This window comes from Actinoplanes sp. NPDC051537 (assembly GCF_055586105.1).
Genome location: NZ_JBVJIU010000009.1, coordinates 94447 through 119317, shown reverse-complemented (window position 1 = coordinate 119317; position 24871 = coordinate 94447). Strand labels below are relative to the sequence as shown.

Here is a 24871-nt window from a genome sequence, read left to right as displayed (position 1 = left end):
TGTCGCCCCGTGACGGGTCGCCCACGATCGAAACAGCGGCTTCGCCGGCTCGTCGGGCGGGTCGCCGCGACGATCCGCGAGCTGACGTCGGTCGCCCCCGCGCCGAGCTCGGCCGGGCGGCCGACGCTCTCGTCGGTGCTGCTGTGGGTGGGCACGAGCCTGGTCGCCCTCGGGCTGATGTTCTTCAACGTGGGGCTGGCCGCCTCGAAGTTCGACGTGTACCCGGCGGTCGCGTTTCTGGCGGGCCTCGGGCAGAGCGGCGCGCTGGTCCTGATCCTGGTCCGGCCGAAGGCGGCGACCGCGCTCCAGTTCGGGGCCGTCACCCTGTTCGCGGTGGCCATCCCGCCCGGCGCCGGACCGACGTGGCCGCTGACGGCGCTGGGGGCGATCACGCTGATCGCGCACGTCGGCCTGATCGCCGCCCGCACCGACCGGCGGACGGCGCTGGCCACCCTCGGGGCGAGCTTATTGCTGCTCCTGTTGGTGATCCTGCTCGATCCGCGTACCCGGTCGGTCGGCGACTGGCTGCCGATCATGATCGTCTACCCGATCTTCGCGGCCCTGACCCTCGGCGCCGTGCTGATGACGCGCCGGTGGCGGGAGGTCCGCCGGGAGCTCGCCGACGCGCGGCGCTCGGTCGAGGTCGAGCAGAGCCAGCGGGCGGTCGCCGAGGAGCGCACCCGGATCGCGCGGGAGCTGCACGACGTCGTGGCGCACAACATGTCGGTGATCCACATGCAGGCGACGTCCGCGTCGTACCGGATCAAAAATCTCGACCCGGAGGTACGGGCGGAGTTCGCCCAGATCGCCGACGGCGCGCGCTCGACGCTGCGGGAGATGCGCCAGCTGCTGGCCGTGTTGCGGGACGAGAGCGCCGACGCCGAGCTGACGCCGGTGCCCGACCTGAGCCGGCTGGCGGAGCTCGTCGAGTCGGCCGGGCGTGCGAGTGTGCCGGTCGAGGTGCGCGAGGCCGAATCGGTCCGGGCGGTCGTGCTCACGGAGGCCGTCGCCGTGGCGGCCTACCGGATCGTCCAGGAGTCGTTGAGCAACGTCATCCGGCACGCGCCCGGCGCCCGTACGGTGATCAATCTTGATGTTGAAGGGTTTGACCTTGTGCTTTCCGTCGTGAACGACGCGTCGGCGCGGCCGGCCCAGCCCATCGAGGCGCCGGGCCGGGCCGGCCATGGGATTTCGGGAATGCGCGAACGGGCGCGGCTGGCGGGAGGATCTTTGGAGGCCGGCGTACGCGACGAGGGCGGCTACCGGGTCGTGGCCCGGTTGCCGATCGGAGGCGCCGGATGATTCGCGCGCTGATCGTGGACGACCAGCCGATGATCCGGGTCGGCATCCGCGCGATCCTGGAGTCGCAGGACGACATCACGGTCGTGGGCGAGGCGGAGAACGGGCAGCTCGGCGTCGAGCGCTGCCGCAGCCTGCGCCCCGATGTCGTCCTGATGGACGTCCGGATGCCGGTGCTCGACGGGCTGGCCGCGACGAGGGCCATGCTCGGTCCGGAGCGCGGCGCGGGCCACACGCCGCGGGTGCTGATGCTGACGACCTTCGACCTGGACGACTACATCTATGCCGCGTTGCAGGCCGGCGCCAGCGGTTTCCTGCTCAAGGACAGCGAGCCCGAGGACCTGCTGCGAGCCGTGCGCGTGGTGGCCGGCGGCGAGGCGTTGCTGGCGCCCAGCATCACCCGTCGCCTGATCGAGAGCTTCGTCCAGGCGAGGCCGCGGCCGTCGACGGCCGCCACGGCGCTCAACGGGCTCACCGACCGCGAACGGGAGGTGCTGCGCCTGATGGCGCTGGGCAAGTCGAACGCCGAGATCGCCGCGGCGCTGTTCATCGCCGAGCAGACCACCAAGACGCACGTGAGCCGGATCTTGCAGAAGCTGGACCTGCGCGACCGCGTCCAGGCCGTGGTCTTCGGCTACGAGACCGGCCTGGTCACGCCCGGCAGCCAGGGGTAGCGCCGCACGATCGCGGGCGCCGTCACCGGGCCTCGGTGATCTCCCCGACGAGTTCTCCGGATTCCTTCGCTCCGGCGGCGCCGGGGGTCGGAATTGACGAGGTCGCTGGTGGGGTGGTGCGCACCTCGGTGAACACCCGGGTGTGCATGGCCCAGTAGCGGAAGGCGGTCGCGAGGCCGAGCCCGAGGATGTTGGCGGAGATGTTGTCCGCCAGCGGGCTGCGCAGTCCCAGCGCATAGTGCGAGATCGCGAGCGGCGCCAACGAGATCGCCAGGCCGATCAGGGAGACCACGACGAACACGACGAACTCGCGGTGAACCTCGGAGCGCCGATTTTCCCGGAAGGTCCAGTACCGGTGACCGAGCCAGGCCACGAGGACACCCATGGCGGTGGAGATGGCCTTCGCGGCCAGCGGCATGTCATAGAGCGGGCCGTGTCCGCCGGCGAAGCGGAGCAGGTTGAAACCGCCCACGTCGACGACGAAGCCGGCGATCCCGACCAGGCCGTACTTGGCCAGGCGCAGGCTGTGCCGGCGCAGCCGGTCGTACCAGCGACGGATCGACGCCACCCTCGGTCCTCCGTTACCCCGTGAATTCATAGACGTCCACACCCGGACTCTGATACCGAAGCGTCGCATACGGCGCGAGCGTCGGCGCGTACGGCCGGGTGTGATCGACGAAGATCCATCGCACGCCCAGTCGCCGCAATTCCTGAGCGGCGCTCTCGGTGGGATCGGCGATGAAGCCGTCGTTCAGCCGCAGCAGGTCCGGCTTCCAGTAGTTGACGGTGATGGAGTCCCGGCCCTCGGGCCCGAGCTTCGCGGACATCGGCGTGGCGGTCCATCCCTCGACCAGGACCTGCCGCTCGCTGAAGGCCGCGACCGTCCAGCGACGGCTGTCGCAGTGGACCGGCTCCACCGGCGAAATGCAGTGGCGGTTGGTCATGACCAGGTCGTCGACATCGGAGTGGTCGCGGATCCACCGGGCCGCGTCGATCTGCCCGCGACTCGTCGCGAGGTGGGCGGTGACCGGCACGGTCGGCAAGGGCGCGGCCGAGGTCGCCTGGCGGATCTGCGAGATCGGCGTCTGCCCGGCCGGGAACAGGACGTACCAGACCGAGGAGAGCACGCCGCCGGCCAGCACGGTCAGCACCATCGCGGCGCCGGCCAGCCGGAGCCGGTTCACCCGCCCGCGAGTCAGCGCCGCGCCGGCGGCGCCGGCGACGACCACCACGGCCACACCGACGGCGATCAAGGACGCGCCCATGCCCCACTCACCCGGCCGCACGGTACCCAGGACGGCGGGTCCGAGCCAGACCAGCGCGACGCCGGCGAGGACGCTCACGGCCAGTGCCCGCGCGAACCGCCGCGGACCGAGCACGTTGACCATGGCGGCCAGGCCCATCGCCGAGCCGAGGACGAGCAGCGGAATGGCGGTTCGTGCGAAATACCACTGACTCGCACCGGGGTGGGCGAACAAGGCGATCGCCCCGCCGCCCGCCAGGCCGCCACCGATGAGCAGCCACGGCGTGGGGCTGCGGCGCGCGGTGGGGGAGAAGGGCAGAACCACGGCCCCGGCGCCGCGGGCGAGGACCGCGGCCGCACCGATCGCCAGGATCAGCGCCATCTGGAGCGTCGTGTCCGGCTTGCCCAGCCATTTCGCCGCGGGGATCTGGTCGGCCGCGTCCGCCGGGCTGAGGTGCAGGCCCGCACCGGAGCCGTGGAACACGACCACGAGCGCGAAGATGAGGCAGCCGACCACCACGGCGAGGTCGCCGGCGACGGACAGGAAGCGCGACCGGTCGAAGACCAGCATCGCGGCCAGGGCGAGCCCGACTCCCGCGACGAGAAGCGGAAGTGTCGACCCCTTCGTGCCCGATGCGCCGAGGCACAGCACGAGGAGCAGGAGCAGGCTGCCACCGCGGGACATCGTTTTGTTCCACCGCATGGCGAGGACGGCGGCGGCGGCCGTCACCATCGGGATCGCGAGCCCGAGGCTCGGCGAGAGCGGCGCGACCGGTGACCCGCCCGAGACCTTGCCGAGCACATTGAGATCGCCGCCGGCGAAGGCCAGCACGGCCGCGACCGGGCCGGCCCAGGCGCGGCCGGTCAGCCGAACGGCCGCCGCGGCGATGGCGAACACCACCACGATCGGCATGAGGACCGCCATGAACCGGAACAGCACCTCGTCGAGCGGGACGCCGGACGCCACCGAGATCTGCGCCACCCAGGCATGGCTGAACCAGTGGTAGGCGAGGGATTCGCTCTGGACCCACGGGAAGGTCGTGGGCCCGCGGTGGGCAAGCTGACCGGCGAGCGCGAGATGAAGGTAGGCGTCGACGTCGATCGCCCGGGAGCCGGTGTTCCAGTGCAGCGGCACGGCGTGGAAGTAGGAGCGCAGCTGCGGCAGCGTGACCAGGGACACCAGGGCGACCGAGGGCGCACACCACCACGGCAGCGGCCGGGTTCGCGCGGTGCGCAGCCGGTTTCGCGTCCCCGGCAGGAGAACGAGGACCGCCGCGACGGCGAGCGGGCTGAAGGCGATCCACCGCTGGGCGGTGAGCCCGGCCACGACCTGAGCCGCGATGGCGAAGACCGAGCCGACCGCGAAGCCCATCGCCAGGTCCTCGAGAAGCCAGCCGTCCCGGGGCCGGGCCGCCCGCCAGGCCAGCGCACCCGGCAGCACCTGCGTCACGAGCACGACGAGAGTCGCCAGCAGCACGTGCGGCACGGGCATCGCACCCACCACCGCGCACGCCAGCAGCCCGGCGACCAGAAGGAACGCGATCGCGGCACCGAGGATCCGAGGTACCGCCGAGGGCCTTGGCGCCGGCGCGGCGGGTACCGGCGTCACGACTGTCGGTGACGCCTCGGTGTCAGCCTTGGGCTGTGCCACACATGCTCCTACCTCGGGCGGCTCGGACGGCACGGAGTATAGACAGCGCGCGACCGATGATTCGTACCCGCGGGGCCAAGATTCGCTGGGCCGATTGCCCTACAAGAGTTCGTGACGAGACGCTATTGTTCGTGCTCGTGCCGCACACCGACCCCGACTCGTCCGACGTTCCGGTGCGAACCGGACTCGAGAGCAACGACCCCGCCGACGAAGGCGTGTACATCAACGGCTACTTCGAGACCCGGCTCACGCACGACGAGAACCGGGCAAAGGTGTGGAAACACCTCTGCGAGTACCTGGCGCGCTGGATAGCTCCCGACGCCGAGGTGCTCGAGCTCGGAGCCGGGTGGTGCGACTTCGCCAACAACGTGCGGGCGCGTCGCGTGGTGGCGATGGACCTCGACGCGACGGTCAAGCGCGCGGCGGCGAGCCATGTGACGCCCGTGGTCGGTGACTGCACGGATCTCAACGCGTTCGAGAACGGCAGCTTCGACGTCGTCTTCGCCTCGAACCTGCTGGAGCACCTGGAGCGCCCGGAGGCGTCCCGGCTGCTCGCCGAGGCCCGCCGGGTGTTGCGCCCGGGCGGCCGGCTGATGCTGCTGCAGCCCAACTTCCGGCTGAACCCGGGCCGGTACTTCGACGACTTCACCCACGTCGCGATCTTCACGGATCAGTCACTCCGGGACTATCTGGTCTCCGAGGGCTTCACGGTCGAAAAGGTACTGCCGCGCTTCCTGCCGTTGACGATGAAGTCCCGCGGGTCCAAGCTCACGTTCCTGGTCCCGTGGTATCTGCGATCGCCGGTCAAGCCCTTCGCGGGCCAGATGTTGCTCGTCGCGGCACGCTAGTCCGACCAACTCATCCGACATCCGACATCCGACATCCGACGGAGGAAACCCCGATGTGGAACGGCAGATCGCTGTCCGTCGTACTGCCGACGTACAACGAGAAGGACAGCATCGCCGAGGTCGTCAACCAGTTCGCGGCCCTGGGGCTTGTCGACGAGATCATCGTCGTCAACAACAACGCCGCCGAGGGGACGTCCGAAGAGGTCGCCAAGACCGTCGCGCGTGAGGTCATCGAGACGCGACAGGGCTACGGCGCGGCGATCAAGCGAGGGCTGCGCGAGGCGAACACCGACCTCGTCGCGATCTGCGAGCCGGACGGCACGTTCAAGCCCGCCGACCTGCACAAGCTGCTCGCCTTCCTGCCCGAGTGCGACTACGTGATCGGGTCCCGGACGGTCTCCAACTTCGTCTGGGAGGGCGCCAACATGGGCTGGTTCCTCCAGTGGGGGAACTGGGCCGTCGCCAAGATGGTCGAGGTGCTGTACAACACCGCGTACCTGAGCGACGTCGGCTGCACCTTCCGGATCATGAGCCGGGAGCAGGCGGACATGATCCTCGACAAGTCCAAGCTGGACGGGTCGGCGTACGGCCTCGAGATGTTGCTGCTGGCCGTCATCATGCGGAGCAAGCTCGTCCAGGTGCCCGTCAACTACCAGCAGCGGGTCGGGGTCTCGTCGGTCACCGGCGACTTCGGCAAGACGGTCAAGCTCGGCTTCGAGATGATCGGGCTGGTGCTCCGGATGTGGGCCGGCCGCCGGAAGATCCGGCGGGGCTCCCCGCTGGGCGGGGCCCGCCCGCGGGTGAAGGTCGGTAGCTAGCCGCGCGCGCGGCGCTCTCCTCTCAGGCCGGCTCCGGGTCGGTTCGGCGTTGTGCCCGGAGCTGGAGGAACTTGTCCCCGGCGACGACGGCGGGGGCGATGAGCGACAGGGCGAGCACGACCACCCATTGCCCGCGCGTGAGCGACGTGGTGTCGAGCAGCCGCTGGAACATGCCCAGTTCCACCGCGGCCCAGGTCATGAACCAGCCGGCGGCGATCCAGCCGAGGTACGGGAACACCGGGGACGACCAGGGCGCCTGGCGTTCGCGGCGCATCACCAGGCCGATGTTCACCGCGGACAGCGAGATGACGGCGAAGGCCATGGTCATGTTGATCGACGGATCGGTGGTGCTCGGTTTGCCGGGGCCCCAGGCGAGCACCGACAGGGCGGTGGCGGCGACCACGAAGCCGAACAGGAGCCAGCGGACGATCCACGGCCTGGTGACGATTCTCGTCCCGGGCTTGCGGGGCGGCCGCTGCATCACGCCGGGGTCGGGAACATCGACGATGAACCCGATCACCACGGTGATGACCACGAAGAACTTGCAGAACAGCAGTTGGAGAGGGAACAGGGCGACGCCGCCGTTGACGTTCAGGATGGTGGCGTAGACCATCAGCTGCAGCACCGAGGACAGGACGGTCAGCTGCAGCCGGATGTAGGTGGAGATCCGGCGGTAGATGTCGCGGCCGAGGTCGACGGCGCGGACCAGGGTGGCGAAGTTGTCGTCGGTCAGCACGATCTTCGCCGCCTGCTTGGACACCTCGGAGCCGCTGCCCATGGCGACCCCGACGTCGGCCTGTTTGAGCGCGGCCGCGTCGTTCACGGCGTCGCCGGTCATCGCGACCACCTGGCCGTCCTGCTGCATGAGCTTGGCCAGCCGCAGCTTGTCCTCGGGCGCCACTCGTCCGAACACGTGCAGCTGAGGCAGTTGGTGCAGAACCTGGTCATCGGAGAGATGCTGCAGATCGGTGCCGGTGATCACGCCGGGTCCGAGGCCGAGCTCGTCGGCGATCGCGCGGGCGGTGACGGTGTGGTCGCCGGTGATCATCCGTACGTCGATCCCGGCCCGCAGGGCGACCTGCACCGCGTCCTTGGCCTCGGTGCGCAGCGGGTCCATGATCCCGACGAGCGCGACCAGGATGAGATCGGTGACCGCGGACATCGGGCCGGCCAGCGCCGCGGCCATCGCGGCGTCGTCCAGTTCCCGGGCGGCGAAGGCGAGGACCCGCAGCCCCTTCTCGGAGAGCTGACGGTTGGCGGCCAGGATCTCGTCCCGCACGTCGGCGATCGGGACGACCTTCCCGTGCCACCACGCGAAGGCGCAGCGCTGCAGGACCACATCCGGCGCGCCCTTCACGCTGGCGAAGTGTGGTTGGGTGATCATCCCGCCGGCCATCGCCTCGGGGAGGTCGTGGAAGGTGGCCATGAACTTGTACTCGGAGTCGAACGGCACCTCGGCCCGGCGGGGCAGGGCTTCGCGGGTCCGCTCGGCGTCGGCGCCGAGCTTCGCGGCGAGCACCACGAACGCCGCCTCGGTCGGATCACCGATGACCGAGCCGTCGTCACCGACGGTGGCGTCGGTGCACAGGATCAGACCCAGCGCGAGGCGGTGGAAGTCCGGCGGCGGCGATCCTGCCACGCCCAGGACCGCGCCGGTCTTCTGATAGCCGGGGCCGTCGATCTTGTACCAGTCGCCGCCGGCCAGCATGGTGGTCGCGGTCATCGCGTTCATCGTCAGCGTGCCGGTCTTGTCGGAGTTGATGACCGTGGTCCCACCCAGGGTCTCCACGTCCGACAGCGACTTGACCACCGCCTTGGCCTCGGCCAACCGGCGGGCTCCGGACGACAGCATGGCCTGTACGAAGGTGGGCAGCCCGGTCGGGATCGACGCGATCGCGGTGGAGATGCACAACAGCACCAGCGTGGTGCTGTCCATGCCGCGCACCAGGCCGAAGATGGCGATGATCGCCACCGCGGCGAAGGCGAGCGCGCCGAAGACCTTGGTCATGCCGTCCAGTTCGCGCTGCAACGGGGACCGGGTGCGCTTGGTGGCGTTGACCATCCCGGCGATCTGCCCCATCTGGGTCGCGACGCCGGTGCCCGTCACCACGAAGATCGTCGTGCCGCGGGTCACCTGGGTGTTCTGGAACACCAGGTTGGTACGGTCGCCCAGCGCCACCTCACCGTCGGGCAACGTCACCGAGTCCTTGGGCACCGGTGCGCTCTCGCCCGTCAGCGCGGCCTCCTGCACCTCCAGCGTCGCCGAGGTGATGATCCGCCCGTCGGCCGGGACCACGTCACCGGCCTCCAGCAGCACGATGTCGCCCGGAACCAGCTTGGTCGAGTCGATCTGCTCGACCTGGCCGGACCGGCGCACCCGGGCGTGCGGCACCTGGAGCTTGGCCAGCGCCTCCACGCTGGCCCGCGCCTTCATCTCCTGGTTCGTTCCCATCACCACGTTGAACAGCACCAGGCCGAGAACCACCAGCGCCGTGGCGATCTGCACGATCGCGAAGCTGGCCGCCACCACGAGCAGCAGCATGATGTTCATCGGATTGGCCAGCTGTCCCCGGGCGATCACCCACATGCTCGGTGGCGGCTCCTGGGGCAGCTCGTTGGGCCCGTACTCGGCCAGCCGCCGGTCCACCTCGGCGACCGTCAGCCCCTGCTCCGCGTCGACACCCCACTGGGCAGTCACGTCCTGTGCCGGCATCGCATATGGGGTGCGGTTCTCGGCGGGATGTTCCTTGATGGTCATCTGAACCCCCGGATATCCGGCTCACTCAGAACGGTGGGCCTGGCGGTGAGATCAGCCGGAGGCGGCGACCACGCCGGCTCCGGGCCGGCCGCCACCGCGTAGCCGTCCGGTTAACAGCATGGAAACCTCGTCATGCCTCGGCATCATCCGGCCGGGATAGTTCGCGACTGCCGTAGGTCGTGGCGACGCGCGCCAGGTCATGGCCGCTTCCGCGCATGTACCGGTGCCGTACCCAGGAGGTGAAGGCGGCGAGCGCGCCCGGCGACGAGGCCGGCGACCAGGGCTCTTCCTTGGTCAGGTCGAAATAGGTGAGCAGCTTGAGGTCGGGGTACGCCCCCGAGCGCAGCGCCGTGTCCATGTCCTGGAACCATCGGGCCTTGTCGCCGCCGTCCTCCGTGGACGCGAACTCGGCGATCATCACCGGGCGGCGCGGCGCGATGGCACGGGCCGTGGCGTACGCGGTGGCGAAGGTCGCGTCGAAGCTGGTCCAGTGGTCGCCCGCCGGGTCCCAGGACGGGCCGAATCCCCAGTTGTATCCGTCGATGCCGACCCAGTCGACGTACGCGTCCCCGGGGTAGGCGCCGGCCGGGTCGTTGTAGGGCGTGTCCGGCGAGGATCCGTTGTTGTACGCCCACACCCATTGCACGTTCCGCGCCCCGGCGGCCCGGACGATGTCATGCACGCGCCGGTACGCCCGCACGTACAGCGAGGGGTCGGCGTTGTTGTTCGCGATGCCCCACGGGTACCAGTTGCCGTTGAACTCGTGGCCCCACCGGACCATGATCGGCAGTCGCACCGCCGCGAACTCTTCGGCGCGTGCCCGGATGTACGTGTCCCAGGCGCCCTCGATCACGTCGGCCAGGTGGATCTGCCCGGGGTCGTTCGGGCCGAGCGCGGTGTTCCAGGGCTCCCAGGTGTAGTGCGGCATGATGCCCCGCCGCCAGAGCGCCTTGGCCTCGTTCACCGGGAACGCCAGGCCGCTCGCCCAGCTGTCGAACCACATGACGCCGGCCGGGCGGACGCCGTAGAGGTCTTCGACGTCCGCCGCGATCGCCGTGGGGGTCTCTTCCCGGAAGACACCCAGGTACCGAGTGGGGGAGGAGTCCCGGTGGGCGGCCGCCCCGGTGGCATCGGACAGGGCCAACGCCACCGCGCCCGCCGTCGTGCCCAGCAGTGTTCGCCTTCGCATTTTGCCTCCTCATGGGCGCCCCAAGTTGGAAGCGCTTCCAGCCAGACGATACGAAGCACTCCCATCGATGTAAAGAGGCGCCAGCCGGTCGGCATCTTGACGAGCTCATAGCGGTACGGTTACAAAGATGTCATAGAGATATCTCGATGAAATGCCTTGGAAGCGCTTCCACTCCCCGTCCCCAGGAGGCCCCAAATGATCTTCACCCGAACTCGCGTCCCGAAGGCGTTCGCCGCCGCGATCCTCGCTACCCTCGTCGTCCTGGCGCCCGGCGCCGCACCGGCCGAAGCCGCGATCGGCCCCAGCTTCGTCGACAACTTCAACGGATTCGACACCGGCCGCTGGTACAAGGCCGACGGCTACAGCAACGGCGGCATGTTCAACGCTGGGTGGCGCGCCGACCACGTCTGGTTCAGCGGCGGCGTGCTGGGCATCAACCTGGACACTCAGTCCTGCCCCGGTGGCTGCTCCGGCAAGCCGTACGCCTCCGGTGAATATCGCACCACCGACCTGTACACGTACGGCCGGTTCGAGGCGCGCCTGAAGGCCGTCAAGAACCCCGGCACCGTGACGTCGTTCTTCAGCTACACCGGCCCCAGCGACGGCCAGCCGTGGGACGAGATCGACGTCGAGATCCTCGGGAAGAACACCAACCAGGTGCAGCTCAACTACTTCACCAACGGCGTCGGCGGTCACGAATCCGTCATCAACCTGGGCTTCGACGCCTCGACCGGCTATCACAGCTACGCCTTCGAGTGGTGGAACGGCGGCACCATCAACTGGTTCGTCGACGGGGCCCTGGTCCACCAGGAGAACGGCTCGCGCGGGCCGCTTCCCACGCACCCGCAACGCATCATGATGAACCTCTGGCCCGGGATCGGCGTGGACGGCTGGCTGCAGCCCTTCAAGTACCCGGGAACCACCCTGACCGCCACCTACGACTGGGCCAAATACACCAAGTACTGATCGGCCCGAGGTCCGTGCCTTGCTGCTCGGTACGCTGAGCAGCAAGGCACTGTTTCGAGCGGAGGAGGGCCCGGTATGTCGTCGCCGGTCCCGTCGCGGCCGCCGACCCTCGACGAGGTCGCCCAGCGGGCTCGGGTGTCGCGTACGGTCGCCTCCCGGGTGATCAACAACGGTCCGCACGTCAGCCGGGCCAAGCGCGACGCGGTGGAGAAGGCGATCCGGGAGCTCGGGTTCACGCCGAACCGGGCCGCGCGGGCGTTGGCGACGCGCCAGACCGGCGTGGTGGTGCTCGGCGTCTCCGGTGACGGGCCGGGAGTGTTCGCGGATCCGTTCTTCGGGCAGGTCATGGTGGGCGCGTCCACCGCGCTGGAGAAGACCGACCTGCACCTGATGCTCAGCCTGGCCACGACCGGTCACGGTCAGCGGCGGCTGGAGAACTTCCTGCAGACCCGGGGAGCCGACGGGGTGATGCTGGTCGCGCTACGCGGTGACGATCCGCTGATCGACATCGCGGCGCGATCCGGACTGCCGACCGTCTTCATCGGGTTGCCGATGCACGGGACGCCGCCGTTCTACGTCGAGACCGACAACGCGGGCGGGGCGCGTGCGGCCACCGAGTACCTGCTGCGCGCCGGCCGCCGCCGGATCGTCATGATCACCGGACCGGACGACACCGCGGTCGGGCGGGAACGGCGCCGCGGCTACACCGAGGCGCTGACGCTGGCGGGACTCCGGCCGTACGCCACCGAGCCCGGAGACTTCATGGAGGCCGGCGGCGCCGCGGCGATGCGTGCGCTGCTGATGACGCACCCGGATCTCGACGCCGTGCTCGCGGCGAACGACAACATGGCGGCCGGGGCGTTGCGCATGTTGCGCGGCGCGGGCCGTTCGGTGCCCGGCGACGTGGCCGTGGTGGGTTTCGACGATCTGCCGATCGCGCTGCACACCGATCCGAAGCTGACCACCGTGCATCAGCCGGTGCAGGCCCTGGGCCGCGAGGCCGCCCGCATGCTGGTCGAGCTGCTGAACGGCGCGCAGCCTCAGCCGTTCATCCTGCCCACGAAGGTGGTGGTCCGGGAGTCGGCCTGACGCGCGAGCCGGCGGGCGAATCAGGGCGGAGCCCGGCCGCGCGTGAAGGTCGGCGGCCGGCCGGGCTCTCACCTCGACGGGACGCTCAGCTCAAGGTCCACTTCTGATTGCCGGCGCCGGTGCAGGTCCACAGCTGGACCGTCGTGTTGTTGGCGGTGCCGGCCCCGGTCACGTCCAGGCAGAGCCCCGACTGGACACCGGTGATGGTGCCGTTGGCGTTGACCGTCCACTGCTGGTTGGTCTGGCCGTTGCAGTCCCAGATCTCCACCTTCGTACCGGGTGCGGTCTGGTTGTTGTAGGCGTCCAGGCACTTGCCGAGCACCTGCAGCTGGTTGCCGCTGCGGGTCCACCGCTGGTTGGTGCCGCCGTTGCAGTCCCAGATGACCGGCACGGTGCCGTTGGTGGTGTTGCTGTTCGGGTCGTCCAGGCAGCGGTTCGAGCCCACCCCGCGGATCGTGGACGTCGTCGTGCCGCCGCCCGGATCGCTGGTGGTGCCGCCGGACACCCGGTACATGACGACGCCGTGGCCCGGGACCGAGGCGCTGATCGTGCCGCTGGTCGTGCTGGTCGTGGTGGCCCACAGGTCGTTGAGCGTGTAGCTGGACGCACCGCTCTTGCCGATCGCCGCCGCCGTGGTGCTGATGGTCGCGGTCGAGGAGCCCTCATTGAACAGAACCACCGAGACGTCACCGTTGGCCAGCGGCTTGGCCAGCACGTCCAGGCCGCCGGCGGAGCTGATCATCCGGCCCTGCTTGCCCGCCGCGTCCTGGTCGACGGCGATGACCGCCTTGTTGCCCAGGATGGACAGCGTGGTCGAGCTGGCGTTGACCAGGTTGTTGCCGGCCAGCAGCGGCGCGGCCATCTCGGCCCAGAGGCTGAAGTGGGCGCGGTCCTCGGTGGCCGACATGCCGTTGCCGACCTCGAGCATGTCCGGGTCGTTCCACTGGCCCGGACCGGCGTACGCGGCCAGTCCGACGTTCTGGTGGAAGATCGACAGCATGCTGTTGTAGTTGTTCTGGATGTCGCCGGTCGTGCGCCACAGGTTGCCGACCGGGGCGGCCCAGGTCCAGGGCGCGTTGACCCCCCACTCGCAGATGCTGTAGACGATCGGCCGGCCGGTGGCGGCGAGCGCGTCCCGCATCGCCGAGTACCGGGCGATGTACGGCTGAGTCGTGCTGCTGCCGTTGTTGTAGCAGTTGTCGTACTTCAGGTAGTCGACGCCCCAGGCCGCAAAGGACCGCGCGTCCTGCGCCTCATGCCCGAGACTGCCCGGGTAACCGGCACAGGTCGAGGTGCCGGCATCCTCGTAGATGCCCAACTTCAAGCCCTTCCCGTGCACGTACGCCGCGGTGCCGGCGATGCCGTCGGGAAACTTGCCGTAGTCGGGCTGCAGGTTGCCGGCGCCGTCCCGGCTGCGCTGCATCCAGCAGTCGTCGATGTTGACGTACTGGTAACCGGCCGCCGCCAGCCCGCTCGAGACGATCTTGTCGGCGGTCTGCTTCACCAGCGTCTCGGAGACGTTGCAGCCGTACGCGTTCCAGTCGTTCCAGCCCATCGGCGGGGTCAGCGCGAGGTTGTTGGCCAGTGCCTGGGCCGGCGCGGCGGTGCGTAGGCCGATGCCCCAGCCGAAGCCGCCGATCGCCAGCGCGAGCACGGCGAACCGGATCAGCCAGCGGCGGACACCGCTGTGGTGTGACGTGTGCATCCGTACATCCCCTTCCAGGGCTCAGCTGCGCGGGTTCCACTTCTGGTTCGAGCCGCCGTTGCACGACCAGAGGATGGCCTTGGTTCCGTTGGCGGTGGCGGCGCCGTTCGCGTCCAGGCACAGACCGGACTGCGCGCCGACCACGGTGCCGTCGGCGTTGAGGCTCCATTGCTGGTTGGTCTGGCCGTTGCAGTCCCAGATGATGACGTTGGTGCCGTTGGTGGTGCCCCGGTTGTACGCGTCGAGGCACTTGTTGCCGTACACCTGCAGTTGCTTGGCCGAGGTGTACGTCCACCGCTGGTTGGTGTTGCCGGAGCAGTCCCACAGCTGGGCCTGCGCGCCGTTGGCCGTGCTCTGCCCGGCGACGTCGAGGCACCGGCCGGACTGCTGGCCCACGAGCTGGACGTTGGTCTGGCCGCCGGTGCCGCCGGTGAACGAGTACCCGGCCGCGGTGATGGTCGCCTGCACCGCGTTCTCGGTGGCGTCCGACGGGTAGCCGGCGGTCACGGCGCCCTCGAAGAAGTAACCGACGCCGGAGTTGCTGTTGTCGCCGCCGGTGCCCAGCAGCAGCGAGCTGTCCGTCTTCATCGGCGAGTACCCGTTGGGCAACGGACCGGAGAAGGTGGTGGTCAGGCCGCCGCTGGTGGCGTTGCCGTACTTGAGCGTGAAGTTGCTGGTGCCGTTGTTCTTCTCCCACGCGCTGACGAACGGGAAGTGCACGCCGGAGTTGTTCGGGTCCTTGTTGGAGCCGGTATTGGTGTGGAACATGCCGTTCTCGAGGTCGGCCTCGACCCACGGCCCGGTGCCGACGCACGGATTGTTGGCCCAGTCACCGAACCAGCAGGCGGTGCCCCATTCGATGGCGTTCATGGTGGCGTTGCCGGTGTCGGTGTGCGAGTTCTCGCCGCTGCCGTAGTCGAAGCAGCACCACTTGTTGACGTAGTCGGACGAGGTGACCATGTAGATGCCTTCCGGCTGAGCCCCGGTCGGCGCGTTGCGGGCGTGGTCGACGCGGTATCCGACGCCCTGGGTGACCTTGATTCCGTACGCCCGGTTGCCGCCGACGGTCAGCGGCAGCGCCTTGGCGTCGGCGCCGATGTCGGCGCCGTTGGGGCCGGGGCCTTTCCAATAGCCGCCCCAGGAGATCGGCAGGTCGTTGTGGTTCGCGGTCTGGTCGTAGATCTTGGTGATCGTGCAGGAGGTGCCGGCGCAGAAGGAGTCCTGGGCGGCCGCGTTGGCGTACCCACCGGCGGAAAGCAGCCCGATGTCGGCGTACGCGTGGTCGGATGCGCGCTGCACCTGGTACAGGGGACCGGTGTACGCCGCGTAGAGCGCCCGGGTGGTGCTGTGCGCGCCGATGCACGGCGTCCCGCCGGCCGCGTAGATGTCGCACACCTGCGAGGTGGCGGCCAGTGCGGTCGCCGAGGCGGCCGTGGCCGGTGCCGCGATCGTCATCGCCAGGCCGGCGAGCAGGACCGGCGCGAACGCGGCGGCGACCGCTCGGAGCTGGTCTTTCACATGGTTCATGGCATCGTCCTTCGGAAGGCGAGGGGGCTCGCGCGGATGATTCAGGTACCTGCGCAGGTGACCGTGGCGCCGCTGCCGGTTCCGGTGCCCTGGAAGCCGAAGGTGGCGGTCTGGCCGGGGGACAGCCGTCCGTTGTAGCTCTGGTTCGTGACCGTGACGGTCCCGCTGTCGCCGCTCCGGACGGCGTTCCACAGGGAGGTGATCGACGCTCCGCCGGGCAGGCCGAGGACGACCCGCCAGCCGTTGAGCGCGGCGGATCCGGCGGTCACGGTGACGGTGGCGACGAACCCGCCGTTCCACTGGTCCTGAACGGCGTACACCGCGGAGCAGGCGGGGCCGGCGTCGCCCGACGGCGAGGGAGAGGGCGTGCCGTCGCCGAGCGTCAGGTTCTTCTGCTGAACCTGCCATTGGCTGTGGCACAGACCGCAGTCGGCGCCGGCGAAGTTCGCCCCGGCGGTGAGGTCGCCCTTCAGCCGCCACTTGAGGTAGAGCACCGCCACCCGGCCGAACTCGCCGCCGTTGGTCTGGTCGTAGGTGCCGCCGTGGCCGACGTTCAGGTTGCCCATGAACGCGGGCAGCCCGGCCGGGAGCTTTCCCCAGTCATCGACGGCGTTCGGGTAGGCGATGTCGCTGGGACCACCGATGAAGTACGCGATCGGCTTGGTCAGCCTCTTGAGCTGGTAGTCGTCGGCGTCGTTCAACAGGCCGCTGGAGAAGATGGTGGTCGTGGTGATCCGCGGATCGTTGGAGACGGCGTACGCCTCCAGGCCCCCGCAGGACCAGCCGCCCACGGCGATCCGGCTGGTGTCGAGCTTGCCGTAGTACTTGCCGCCGGCCCTGGTGTTCTCGGCGACCGCCCAGTCGATCGACTGGGTGAGCATCTGCGACGTCGTCGAGCCGGATCCGTTCGGGGCTCCGCCGGCGATCACGAGGAAGCCGTACGAGGAGATCTCCCGCAGGAAGTTGATCTGCCCGGTGCCGTTGGCCGCGCATCCACCGTTGCCCCACACGAAGATCGGCAGACGCTCGGACGGCAGGCTCTGCGGCCGGTAGATGGTGTGGTTGGGCAGGCTGCTCGCGGTCTCGTAATCGGCGGGGTACGGTCCGGAGCCGCCCGTGGCGGCGCTGGCCGGTGCCGGGCCGAGCACCATCACCACGGCCGTGACCGAGCCGGCGACGGCCGCCGCCACGGCGCTGACCCTCGATCTCGTTCCCATGCCGGTCGCCTCTCATGCCTCGATCGACACCGAGTATTCAGTGAGTTTCGTCGATGTTAACCTTCACAATTCTGCGGTCAAGGGCAGATCGTCATTCGACAAAAAGGCTCACTGAAAAACCGTTATGACCGGCGTTCAGGCTCGGCCGAGTTGGTCACTGAGGGCGCGCACTTTAATTGACTGACATCGATAGTTAGCGTTAACTCCATGACCGCAATCCGCGACTCTTCCGGCAAAGGAAACGGACCGATGAACGAAGCTCCCACCGATCAAGGGCGCCGCACCCGCGGCCGCGTACGGCTGCTCGCCGGTGGCGCGATCGCGCTGGCGACCGCCGTCGCGTCGATGGCCGCGGCCACCCTCGCGCACGCCGATCTCAGCGGCCCACCCGGTACCACCCTGAAAGCGGCCGCCGAGCGCAGCGGGCGGTACTTCGGCGCCGCCATGGGCGGCGACCGCCTCGGCGACTCCGGGTTCCTCACCATCGCGAACCGCGAGTTCGACATGATGACCGCCGTCAACGAGATGAAGCCCGACGCGACCGAGCCCAGCAGTGGCCAGTTCACCTTCGGCGCCGGCGATGCGATCTACAACTGGGCCGTCCAGCACGGCATGCGGGTTCGCGGCCACACCCTCGCGTGGCACGCCCAGCAACCACGGTTCTGGGGCAGCCTGAGCGGCAGCGCGCTGCGGCAGGCGATGATCGAGCACATCAACGGCGTGATGGCCCACTACAAGGGCAAGCTCGCCTACTGGGACGTGGTGAACGAGGCGTTCGCCGAGAACGGCGGCCGCCGGTCGTCGAACCTGCAGAGCACCGGCAACGACTGGATCGAGGTGGCCTTCAGGACCGCCCGGGCGGCCGATCCGTCGGTCAAGCTCTGTTACAACGACTACAACATCGAGAACTGGACGTACGCCAAGACGCAGGGGGTGTACAACATGATCCGCGACTTCAAGTCCCGCGGCGTGCCGATCGACTGCGTCGGCCTCCAGACCCACTTCACCGGCGGCAGCTCGTTGCCGTCCAACTTCCAGACCACCCTGTCCAGCTTCGCCGCCCTGGACGTCGACGTGGCCCTGACCGAGGCCGACGTCACCAACGCCTCGACCAGCCAGTACGCCGGCCTCACCCAAGCCTGCGTGAACGTTCCCCGCTGCGTCGGCATCACGACGTGGGGCATCCGGGACAGCGACTCCTGGCGTGGCAGCGAGAACCCGCTGCTGTTCGACCGCAACAGCAACCCCAAGGCCGCCTACTCGGCCGTCCTCAACGCGCTCAACGCCGCCACCACGACGGTGCCCGGGAGCGGTACGCCGCCCAGCAGTCCCAGCACGCCGATCAGCACCTCGCCGAGCACCCCGCCGGACACCGGGCAGCCGGGCGCCTGCACGGCGACGTACCACACCACCGGCACCTGGAGCGGCGGCTTCCAGGGCGAGGTCACGGTGACCAACAACGGCTCGGCCACCCTCGGCGGCTGGACCGTGCAGCTCACGCTGGCGAGCGGGCAGAGCCTGGTCAACCTGTGGAACGGGGTCAACTCCGGCACCAGCGGGGCGATCAGCGTCCGCAACGCCGCGTACAACGGTTCCCTCGGCGCGGGCGCCTCGACCAGTTTCGGTTTCGTGGCCAACGGCAGCAGCAGCCCGGCGCCAGGCGGCCTCTCCTGCACCAGTCCCTGACCACACGAGAGCGCGGGCCCGGCCGGCACCGGCCGGCCGGGCCCGGCGGTCAGGACCGGTCGCAGGCCGCTCCGTTGAGCGTGATCAGCTCCGGCGCCGGGTTCGGTCCGCCCGGCGTGGTGGCGTTGAAGCCGAAGTAGACCGTCGCCCCCGGTTGGATGCTCCGGTTCGTGGTGGTGTTCCGGGCCGTCACCGTGGCGCCGGACTGCGCCGCCTCGGCCGACCACGCCTCGCGGACGCGCTGGCCGCCGAGGAAGGCGAAGCGCACCGCCCAGCCGTCGATGGTCGTGGTGCCGGTGTTGGTGACCGCCAGTTGCGCGGTGAACCCGGACCCGTCCGACCAGTCACCGTAGTTGGAGTACGAGGCCCGGCAGGACACCGCCGCGGCCGGTTCACCCGCCCCCTGGTCGGCCAGGAAAGATGCGACCCAGGCCAGGGCGGAGTTCCAGTTGATGGCGATCTCGTTGGTGGCATACGACTCGATGTCGTCGACGTAGCAGAACATCGGCTTGCAACCCGAGAGCAGATTCTTCGCGTACGGGTCGTCCAGCCCGGCGTTCGCGCCGCCGGCCAGCGATCCGGCCGGCGGGTGCGGCAGCCCGGCGTCCTTCTCGTGCGCGTAGATCCGGGTGTGCTGGTTCTGTGACGCCTTCTCGCCCCAGCCGGTGACGTAGGACTGGTTCAGCGCGTTGCGGCCGAAGATGTAGTCGACGCCCTGCACCGCGCCGTCGCGGTATTTCGCGGCGCCGGTCAGGTCGAACGCGGTCGCCAGCACCTGGACGTTGTTGAGGATGTTGCTGTTGCCGCCCCAGAAGTAGCTGCCCGCGTTGCCCGGCATCGGCAGACCGTACGCCTGGGCGTCGAGGGTGGCCAGGTAGCTGTCCGCGGCGGTGATCACCGACTGACGTACCCGCTGCCGGTCGGCGGCCGGGAGTGCGCTCGGCACCGTGGCCAGGTCGAGCCGGCCCAGCGCCGCGGTGCTGCCCCAGCCGAAGCCGGTCGCGGCGAAGACGTCGCCGGTGTGGTGCGCGGACGCGGTCACGTCGGTCCGGAACGCCGCTTCGCCGGTGGTCAGGTACAGCTCGGCGGCGGCCCAGTAGAACTCGTCGGAGACGTCGTCGTCGCCGTACGAGCCGCCGCCCCCACCCAGGTCCTGGGCCGGCTTTGCCGGGTTGGCCCTGGCCGCGGCGTACGCGGTGCGGGCCGAGGCCAGCAGCTTGGCCGAGAACGCCGCGTCGTACGGCGCGAACAGGCGCGCGCCCTGGGCGGCGGTGGCCGCCAGGTTCAGCGTGGCCGCCGTCGACGGCGGCTGCAGCTCCCGTTGCTCGGGGTCGTTCTGGGGCTGCATCGGCAGGCCGGTCCAGTTGGCATCGTGGATCTTGTGATGGGCCATGCCGGCGAACGGCCGGCCGGCCGGAACCTGCATGCGCATCAGGAACTCGAGCTCCCAGCGGGCCTCGTCGAGGATGTCCGGGACCTTGTTGCCGCGTTCGGGCACCCGCAGGGTGCTGTCGGCCAGGGCGGCGCCTCCGTTGGCGGTGACGGCGGTCTTGGTGCGTTCGAAGCTGCTCATCAGCTGCTGTACGGCGATACCGCCGTTGACCACGTACTTGCCCTGGTCGCCGGCGTCGTACCAGCCGCCGCGCACATCGAGCCGGTAGTCGCAGGTGCCGGCCCGGCACGGAACGCTGGTGTCGCCCTTGTTCGGGGCCACGCCCAGGTGACCGGCCGGCCGGGCGTACTGCTCGCCGACCAGGCCGCCGTCGATCGCGATGCCGCTGCGCTGAATGTAGAAGAACTGCAGGGCGTCCGAACGCAGCTGCTGGTAGACGGAGCCGGAGATGTCGAACGGATGGCTGGTCTGCCCGTCGGCGACGAGCGTGTAGCCGGTCCCCGCCGTGGTGTAGGCGGAGAAGTCGATGGTGTGGACGTTCTGGCCGGAGGCGGCGTCCACCCCGCGCGGCGTGCTGCGGCCCGACGTGACCACGTCCCCCGCCGCGTTCTTGAGCTGCCAGTCCAGCGCCGCCGTGGCCTCGGTGACCAGGGTGGCGTTCTTCGGTCCGGCCGGCAGGTAGCCGACCTGGTTGACCCGCACCCGCGGCCCGGTCTCCGGCACGTACGGCGGCTTCTCCTCGCCGCCGATCAGCGACACGTTGTCCAGGCACAACCGGTACTCCGCGGCGGCGCCACCGACCTGGAAGGCGACCTGACCCGAGGCGGTGTCCTCGGTGGCGGTGAACGTGTACTCCAGGTGCTGCCGGGCAGCGGTCAGCGCGACGTCGTGGCTGAAGTACGACGTGTACGGGTCGGCGCCGAGCTGGACGGCGGCCCGCACGGTGGCGCCGGGCGTCGCCGTGGCGTCGAACGACAGCGTGTACGACGAGCCGGCCTTCAGCGCGACGTCGTTCTGCCCGATGCCGGCGTCCCAGGGGTTGGCCAGCCCGGCCGGCACGGTGGCGCACAGCTGCCCGTCGCCGGCGCCGGTCGCCGTGGTGCCGTAGGAGTACCAGCCCGCGGTGCCGTCGGCGAAGTCGCCGTTCTTCAGTTGCTCGGGGCCGGCCGGCGGGGCGGCGGCGTCACTGGTCAGCGAGACGTCGTCGAGGCAGAAGGTGAAACCCTCGGCACCGCCGCCGAGCTGGAACGTCAGGGTGCCGTCGGCCGAGTCCAGGGTGGAGGTGAACGCGTACGCGAAGGTCTGCGTCTCGGTCGTCAGCGCCACCGCCCGGGACAGTGCCGTGGTGTAGGGCGCCTCGTTGAGCTGCACGTTCGCCTGGATGGTCACCGGCGCGCTGGCGTGCGCGCGGAAGCTCAGCTGGTAGGCGGCGCCGTTCGTGAGCGGGATGTCGTTGTGGCCGAGGCTGACGTCCCAGGCGTTGGTGGTGCCACCGGGAACCTCGGCGCAGAGCTCCCCGCCGGTGGCGGAGAGCGGGGCGTTGTCGGTGGACCACCAGCCGGCCGTCCCCGCGGTGAAGTCGCCGTTGGGGATGTGCTGCGTCGGGTCGGCCGACGCCGGTTGCGCCGACCAGGAAGTCAGCGCCACGGTGGCCGCGACGGCGGCCGCGGTCAGCGCGGTGACCCGCTTACGCAGGTGTGGAGTCACGGAGGTTCCTTCCAGGCTTCGCGGAGCGGTGAGGACGATATGGGAGCGCTCCCATGGATTTCCATTGTGACCAGCGGGTTTCCGCACGTCAATTGATCGGGGTGAATCACCAAGACCATCGTAAGTTCCAAAATATAACGGTAGTTTCGGCCCGAGTTTTTCTGAGGGCTGCAACATCGGTCAATGCGTCAAGGCTCCCGTGCTCCTCTCTCCTCGGGTACCGTCGCCGAAAGTTGCCGGAATGTCTCGGAATTCTCTCGGCCCAGGGAGTGTCATGAATCGCTTGAAGAGATCCAGCCGATTCCGGCTGACGCTGGCGGCCGCGATGGGCCTGCTGGTGGCGGCCGGCACGACGGTCCTCATGCCGTCCGCCGAAGCAGCGGCCGGCACGCTCGGTGCGGCGGCCGCTCAGTCGGGCCGCTACTTCGGAACGGCGATCGCCGCGGGCCGGCTCGGCGATTCCACCTACAGCACGATCGCCGGCCGTGAGTTCACCATGGTGACGGCCGAGAACGAGATGAAGCCGGACGCCACCGAGCCGCAGCGGGGGCAGTTCAACTTCAGCGCGGGCGACCAGATCTACAACTGGGCGACCCAGCGCGGCATGAAGGTCCGCGGCCACACCCTGGCCTGGCACGCGCAGCAGCCGAGCTGGTGGGGCGGGCTCAGCGGCAGCGGCCTGCGCCAGGCGATGATCGACCACATCAACGGCGTGATGGGCCACTACAAGGGCAAGCTCACGGCCTGGGACGTCGTGAACGAGGCGTTCAACGAGGACGGCAGCCGCCGCCAGTCCAACCTGCAGGCGACCGGCAACGACTGGATCGAGGTGGCGTTCCGCACCGCCCGGGCCGCCGATCCGTCGGTGCGGTTGTGCTACAACGACTACAACATCGAGAACTGGTCGTACGCGAAGACGCAGGGCGTCTACCGCATGATCCAGGACTTCAAGTCGCGGGGCGTGCCGATCGACTGCGTCGGCCTGCAAACTCACTTCACCGGCGGGAGCTCGCTGCCGTCCAACTTCCAGACGACGCTGTCGAGCTTCGCGGCGCTCGGTGTGGATGTGGCGTTGACCGAGGCCGACGTCACCAACGCGTCGACGTCGCAGTACGCCGGGCTGACCCAGGCCTGCATGAACGTGCCGCGGTGCATCGGCATCACGGTGTGGGGTGTGCGGGACAGCGATTCCTGGCGTTCGAGTGAGAGCCCGCTGCTGTTCGACGGCAACGGCAACAAGAAGGCCGCGTACACCTCGGTCCTCAACGCCCTCAACGCCGCCACGCCGACCCCCACCCCGACCGACCCCACGCCCACCGGCTCGACGCCCACCCCGCCGAGCGGCGCGAACGAGATCAAGGGCACGCAGTCGGGCCGGTGCATCGACGTGCCGAACTCCTCGCAGAGCAACGGCACCCGGGTACAGCTCTACGACTGCCATGGCCAGGCGAACCAGCAGTGGACGTACACGTCCGGCAAGCAACTGACGGTCTACGGCTCGATGTGCCTCGACGCCAACGGCAGGGGCACCGCCAACGGCACCGCGGTCATCATCTACAGCTGCAACGGTCAGGCCAACCAGCAGTGGAACGTGAACTCGAACGGCACCATCACCGGGGTGCAGTCCGGCCGCTGCCTCGACGTCTGGGGCACCGGCAACGGCCAGCAGGTCCAGCTCTACGACTGCAACGGACAGGCCAACCAGCAGTTCCAGCTCGTCTCCCTCGGCGGCGGCACCACGTCGCCCACCCCGACGCCGACTGGCGACTCGTGCACGCTCCCGTCGTCGTACCGGTGGAGCTCGACCGGGGCACTGGCCGGCCCGAAGAACGGCTGGACGTCGCTGAAGGACTTCACCAACGTCGTCTACAACGGCAAGCACCTGGTGTACGCGTCGAACGTCAGCAACGGGTCGTACGGCTCGATGAACTTCACCCCGTTCACCAACTGGTCGGACATGGCCTCCGCCGGCCAGAACGGCATGAGCCAGGGCACCGTGGCGCCCACGCTGCTCTACTTCGCCCCGAAGAACATCTGGGTGCTGGCCTACCAGTGGGGCCCGACGTCGTTCAGTTACAAGACGTCGTCCGATCCGACGAACGCCAACGGCTGGTCCAGCGCGCAGACCCTGTTCACCGGGACCATCTCCGACGCCCCGTACGGCGTCATCGACCAGACGCTCATCGGTGACGGGCAGAACATGTACCTGTTCTTCGCCGGGGACAACGGCAAGATCTACCGGGCCAGCATGCCGATCGGGAACTTCCCGGGCAGCTTCGGCTCCTCGTACACCACGGTGATGAGCGACTCGACGAACAACCTGTTCGAGGCGGTCGAGGTGTACAAGGTCCAGGGCCAGAACCAGTACCTGATGCTCGTCGAGGCGATCGGCAGCCAGGGCCGCTACTTCCGGTCGTTCACCGCCTCCAGCCTGAGCGGCTCGTGGACCCCGAACGCCGCCAGCGAGAGCAACCCGTTCGCGGGCAAGGCCAACAGCGGCGCCACCTGGACCAACGACATCAGCCACGGCGACCTGGTCCGCAACAACCCCGACCAGACCAAGACCGTCGACCCCTGCAACCTGCAACTCCTCTACCAGGGCAAGAACCCCAACGCCGGCGGCGACTACAACAACCTGCCGTGGCGCCCGGGCCTGCTCACCCTCCAGCGCTAGCGAGGGCGCCCCGACCCCAGGGCGGCCGGCGGCTCGACCAGCCGCCGGCCGTCTTGTACCGGGACACCTCGCGTGCTCACGCTCGTCGGCCGTAGCCACGTCCCACCATCGGCGGCAGCACCCGACGGGTCACGTTGACACAGGTCGTCAGGGTCACCGTCCACCTCGCCCACCACCGCGCCGGGCGTCCTGCACCCGCTCGGTGGTCGCGGTGATCACCAGCCGGAAGCCCGCCGCCAGCAGTTCCGTCGCTATCGCGAATCCGATGCCCGCCGTGCTGCCGACGCCGTCACCAGTGCCGCGGGCGCGCTGTCATCCGTTCCCATCACCATCACCGTTTCGCCCGGCGGTGTAACCCGCGGCCGTATCTCCCGGTGTGAACCCAACACCCAATGAGGACTTCCGGCCGATCGTGAGGGGAATTCTG

General features: G+C 69.4%; 16 protein-coding genes. 8 read left to right on the top strand and 8 right to left on the bottom strand.

Going from position 1 to position 24871, the window contains the following annotated elements:
• Positions 1 to 9: 9 nt before the first annotated feature.
• Complete coding sequence (locus ACZ6TB_RS23035; RefSeq protein WP_465556751.1) at positions 10 to 1302, top strand: sensor histidine kinase; 1293 nt, start codon at positions 10 to 12, stop codon at positions 1300 to 1302.
• Positions 1299 to 1973 carry a response regulator gene (locus tag ACZ6TB_RS23030; RefSeq protein WP_465556749.1) on the top strand — a complete coding sequence of 225 codons (675 nt, stop codon included), beginning with the start codon at positions 1299 to 1301 and terminating at the stop codon, positions 1971 to 1973. The genes ACZ6TB_RS23035 and ACZ6TB_RS23030 overlap by 4 nt, the downstream gene beginning before the upstream one ends.
• 22 nt (positions 1974 to 1995) lie before the next feature.
• Here the strand turns inward: ACZ6TB_RS23030 and ACZ6TB_RS23025 are convergent, their stop codons facing one another.
• Positions 1996 to 2541, bottom strand: coding sequence for a GtrA family protein (locus tag ACZ6TB_RS23025; RefSeq protein ID WP_465556747.1), 546 nt, complete (start codon positions 2539 to 2541; stop codon positions 1996 to 1998).
• 13 nt (positions 2542 to 2554) lie between these two features.
• A complete protein-coding gene (locus ACZ6TB_RS23020) occupies positions 2555 to 4708 on the bottom strand; it encodes a hypothetical protein (RefSeq protein WP_465556746.1) in 2154 nt (717 codons plus the stop codon).
• Between the two features lie 290 nt (positions 4709 to 4998).
• On the opposite strand from ACZ6TB_RS23020, the gene ACZ6TB_RS23015 reads away from it, so the two are divergent.
• Both ACZ6TB_RS23015 and ACZ6TB_RS23010 read left to right on the top strand, forming a co-directional pair.
• The gene (locus ACZ6TB_RS23015) at positions 4999 to 5715 is read left to right on the top strand and encodes a class I SAM-dependent methyltransferase (RefSeq protein ID WP_465556744.1); all 717 of its coding nucleotides are present in this window, start codon (positions 4999 to 5001) and stop codon (positions 5713 to 5715) included.
• 53 nt (positions 5716 to 5768) lie between these two features.
• The gene (locus tag ACZ6TB_RS23010; protein WP_465556742.1) at positions 5769 to 6533 is read left to right on the top strand and encodes a glycosyltransferase family 2 protein; all 765 of its coding nucleotides are present in this window, start codon (positions 5769 to 5771) and stop codon (positions 6531 to 6533) included.
• A 22-nt stretch (positions 6534 to 6555) separates the two neighbouring features.
• Here ACZ6TB_RS23010 and ACZ6TB_RS23005 read toward each other — a convergent pair whose 3' ends face one another.
• Positions 6556 to 9291: a cation-translocating P-type ATPase gene (locus ACZ6TB_RS23005; protein ID WP_465556740.1), complete on the bottom strand. Its 2736-nt coding sequence runs from the start codon at positions 9289 to 9291 to the stop codon at positions 6556 to 6558.
• A 130-nt stretch (positions 9292 to 9421) separates the two neighbouring features.
• Positions 9422 to 10480, bottom strand: coding sequence for a glycoside hydrolase family 26 protein (locus tag ACZ6TB_RS23000; protein WP_465556738.1), 1059 nt, complete (start codon positions 10478 to 10480; stop codon positions 9422 to 9424).
• A gap of 195 nt (positions 10481 to 10675) precedes the next feature.
• Here ACZ6TB_RS23000 and bglS point away from each other — a divergent pair, with 195 nt between their 5' ends.
• Positions 10676 to 11446 (top strand): beta-glucanase, encoded by a 771-nt coding sequence (gene bglS, locus ACZ6TB_RS22995; RefSeq protein WP_465556736.1) that lies wholly within the window; start codon positions 10676 to 10678, stop codon positions 11444 to 11446.
• A 75-nt stretch (positions 11447 to 11521) separates the two neighbouring features.
• Positions 11522 to 12535, top strand: a complete 1014-nt coding sequence (locus ACZ6TB_RS22990) for a LacI family DNA-binding transcriptional regulator (RefSeq protein ID WP_465556734.1) — start codon at positions 11522 to 11524, stop codon at positions 12533 to 12535.
• An 85-nt stretch (positions 12536 to 12620) separates the two neighbouring features.
• On the opposite strand, the gene ACZ6TB_RS22985 is transcribed toward ACZ6TB_RS22990, so the two are convergent.
• The 3 genes from ACZ6TB_RS22985 to ACZ6TB_RS22975 are packed head-to-tail and all read right to left on the bottom strand — an operon-like array spanning position 12621 to position 16984.
• A complete protein-coding gene (locus ACZ6TB_RS22985) occupies positions 12621 to 14240 on the bottom strand; it encodes a glycoside hydrolase family 27 protein (protein ID WP_465556732.1) in 1620 nt (539 codons plus the stop codon).
• Between the two features lie 21 nt (positions 14241 to 14261).
• Positions 14262 to 15767, bottom strand: a complete 1506-nt coding sequence (locus tag ACZ6TB_RS22980) for an arabinofuranosidase catalytic domain-containing protein (protein WP_465556730.1) — start codon at positions 15765 to 15767, stop codon at positions 14262 to 14264.
• Between the two features lie 41 nt (positions 15768 to 15808).
• Complete coding sequence (locus ACZ6TB_RS22975) at positions 15809 to 16984, bottom strand: cellulose binding domain-containing protein (RefSeq protein WP_465556728.1); 1176 nt, start codon at positions 16982 to 16984, stop codon at positions 15809 to 15811.
• A 249-nt stretch (positions 16985 to 17233) separates the two neighbouring features.
• Between ACZ6TB_RS22975 and ACZ6TB_RS22970 the strand changes: the two genes are divergently transcribed.
• The gene (locus ACZ6TB_RS22970; RefSeq protein ID WP_465556726.1) at positions 17234 to 18670 is read left to right on the top strand and encodes a glycoside hydrolase family 10 protein; all 1437 of its coding nucleotides are present in this window, start codon (positions 17234 to 17236) and stop codon (positions 18668 to 18670) included.
• A gap of 49 nt (positions 18671 to 18719) precedes the next feature.
• On the opposite strand, the gene ACZ6TB_RS22965 is transcribed toward ACZ6TB_RS22970, so the two are convergent.
• Positions 18720 to 21770: a glycoside hydrolase family 9 protein gene (locus ACZ6TB_RS22965; protein ID WP_465556724.1), complete on the bottom strand. Its 3051-nt coding sequence runs from the start codon at positions 21768 to 21770 to the stop codon at positions 18720 to 18722.
• Positions 21771 to 22044: 274 nt separating this feature from the next.
• Between ACZ6TB_RS22965 and ACZ6TB_RS22960 the strand changes: the two genes are divergently transcribed.
• The gene (locus ACZ6TB_RS22960) at positions 22045 to 24444 is read left to right on the top strand and encodes a non-reducing end alpha-L-arabinofuranosidase family hydrolase (RefSeq protein ID WP_465556722.1); all 2400 of its coding nucleotides are present in this window, start codon (positions 22045 to 22047) and stop codon (positions 24442 to 24444) included.
• The last annotated feature ends 427 nt before the right edge of the window (positions 24445 to 24871 follow it).

What these genes read in the sequence shown, in the direction of transcription:
- ACZ6TB_RS22975 (WP_465556728.1), bottom strand. Translation starts at nt 16,984, where the DNA reads ATGGGAACGAGATCGAGGGTCAGCGCCGTGGCGGCGGCCGTCGCCGGC.
- ACZ6TB_RS23000 (WP_465556738.1), bottom strand. Translation starts at nt 10,480, where the DNA reads ATGCGAAGGCGAACACTGCTGGGCACGACGGCGGGCGCGGTGGCGTTG.
- ACZ6TB_RS22980 (WP_465556730.1), bottom strand. Translation starts at nt 15,767, where the DNA reads ATGAACCATGTGAAAGACCAGCTCCGAGCGGTCGCCGCCGCGTTCGCG.
- ACZ6TB_RS22990 (WP_465556734.1), top strand. Translation starts at nt 11,522, where the DNA reads ATGTCGTCGCCGGTCCCGTCGCGGCCGCCGACCCTCGACGAGGTCGCC.
- ACZ6TB_RS23010 (WP_465556742.1), top strand. Translation starts at nt 5,769, where the DNA reads ATGTGGAACGGCAGATCGCTGTCCGTCGTACTGCCGACGTACAACGAG.
- bglS (WP_465556736.1), top strand. Translation starts at nt 10,676, where the DNA reads ATGATCTTCACCCGAACTCGCGTCCCGAAGGCGTTCGCCGCCGCGATC.
- ACZ6TB_RS23030 (WP_465556749.1), top strand. Translation starts at nt 1,299, where the DNA reads ATGATTCGCGCGCTGATCGTGGACGACCAGCCGATGATCCGGGTCGGC.
- ACZ6TB_RS22970 (WP_465556726.1), top strand. Translation starts at nt 17,234, where the DNA reads ATGAACGAAGCTCCCACCGATCAAGGGCGCCGCACCCGCGGCCGCGTA.
- ACZ6TB_RS23020 (WP_465556746.1), bottom strand. Translation starts at nt 4,708, where the DNA reads ATGCCCGTGCCGCACGTGCTGCTGGCGACTCTCGTCGTGCTCGTGACG.
- ACZ6TB_RS22985 (WP_465556732.1), bottom strand. Translation starts at nt 14,240, where the DNA reads ATGCACACGTCACACCACAGCGGTGTCCGCCGCTGGCTGATCCGGTTC.
- ACZ6TB_RS23005 (WP_465556740.1), bottom strand. Translation starts at nt 9,291, where the DNA reads ATGACCATCAAGGAACATCCCGCCGAGAACCGCACCCCATATGCGATG.
- ACZ6TB_RS22960 (WP_465556722.1), top strand. Translation starts at nt 22,045, where the DNA reads ATGAATCGCTTGAAGAGATCCAGCCGATTCCGGCTGACGCTGGCGGCC.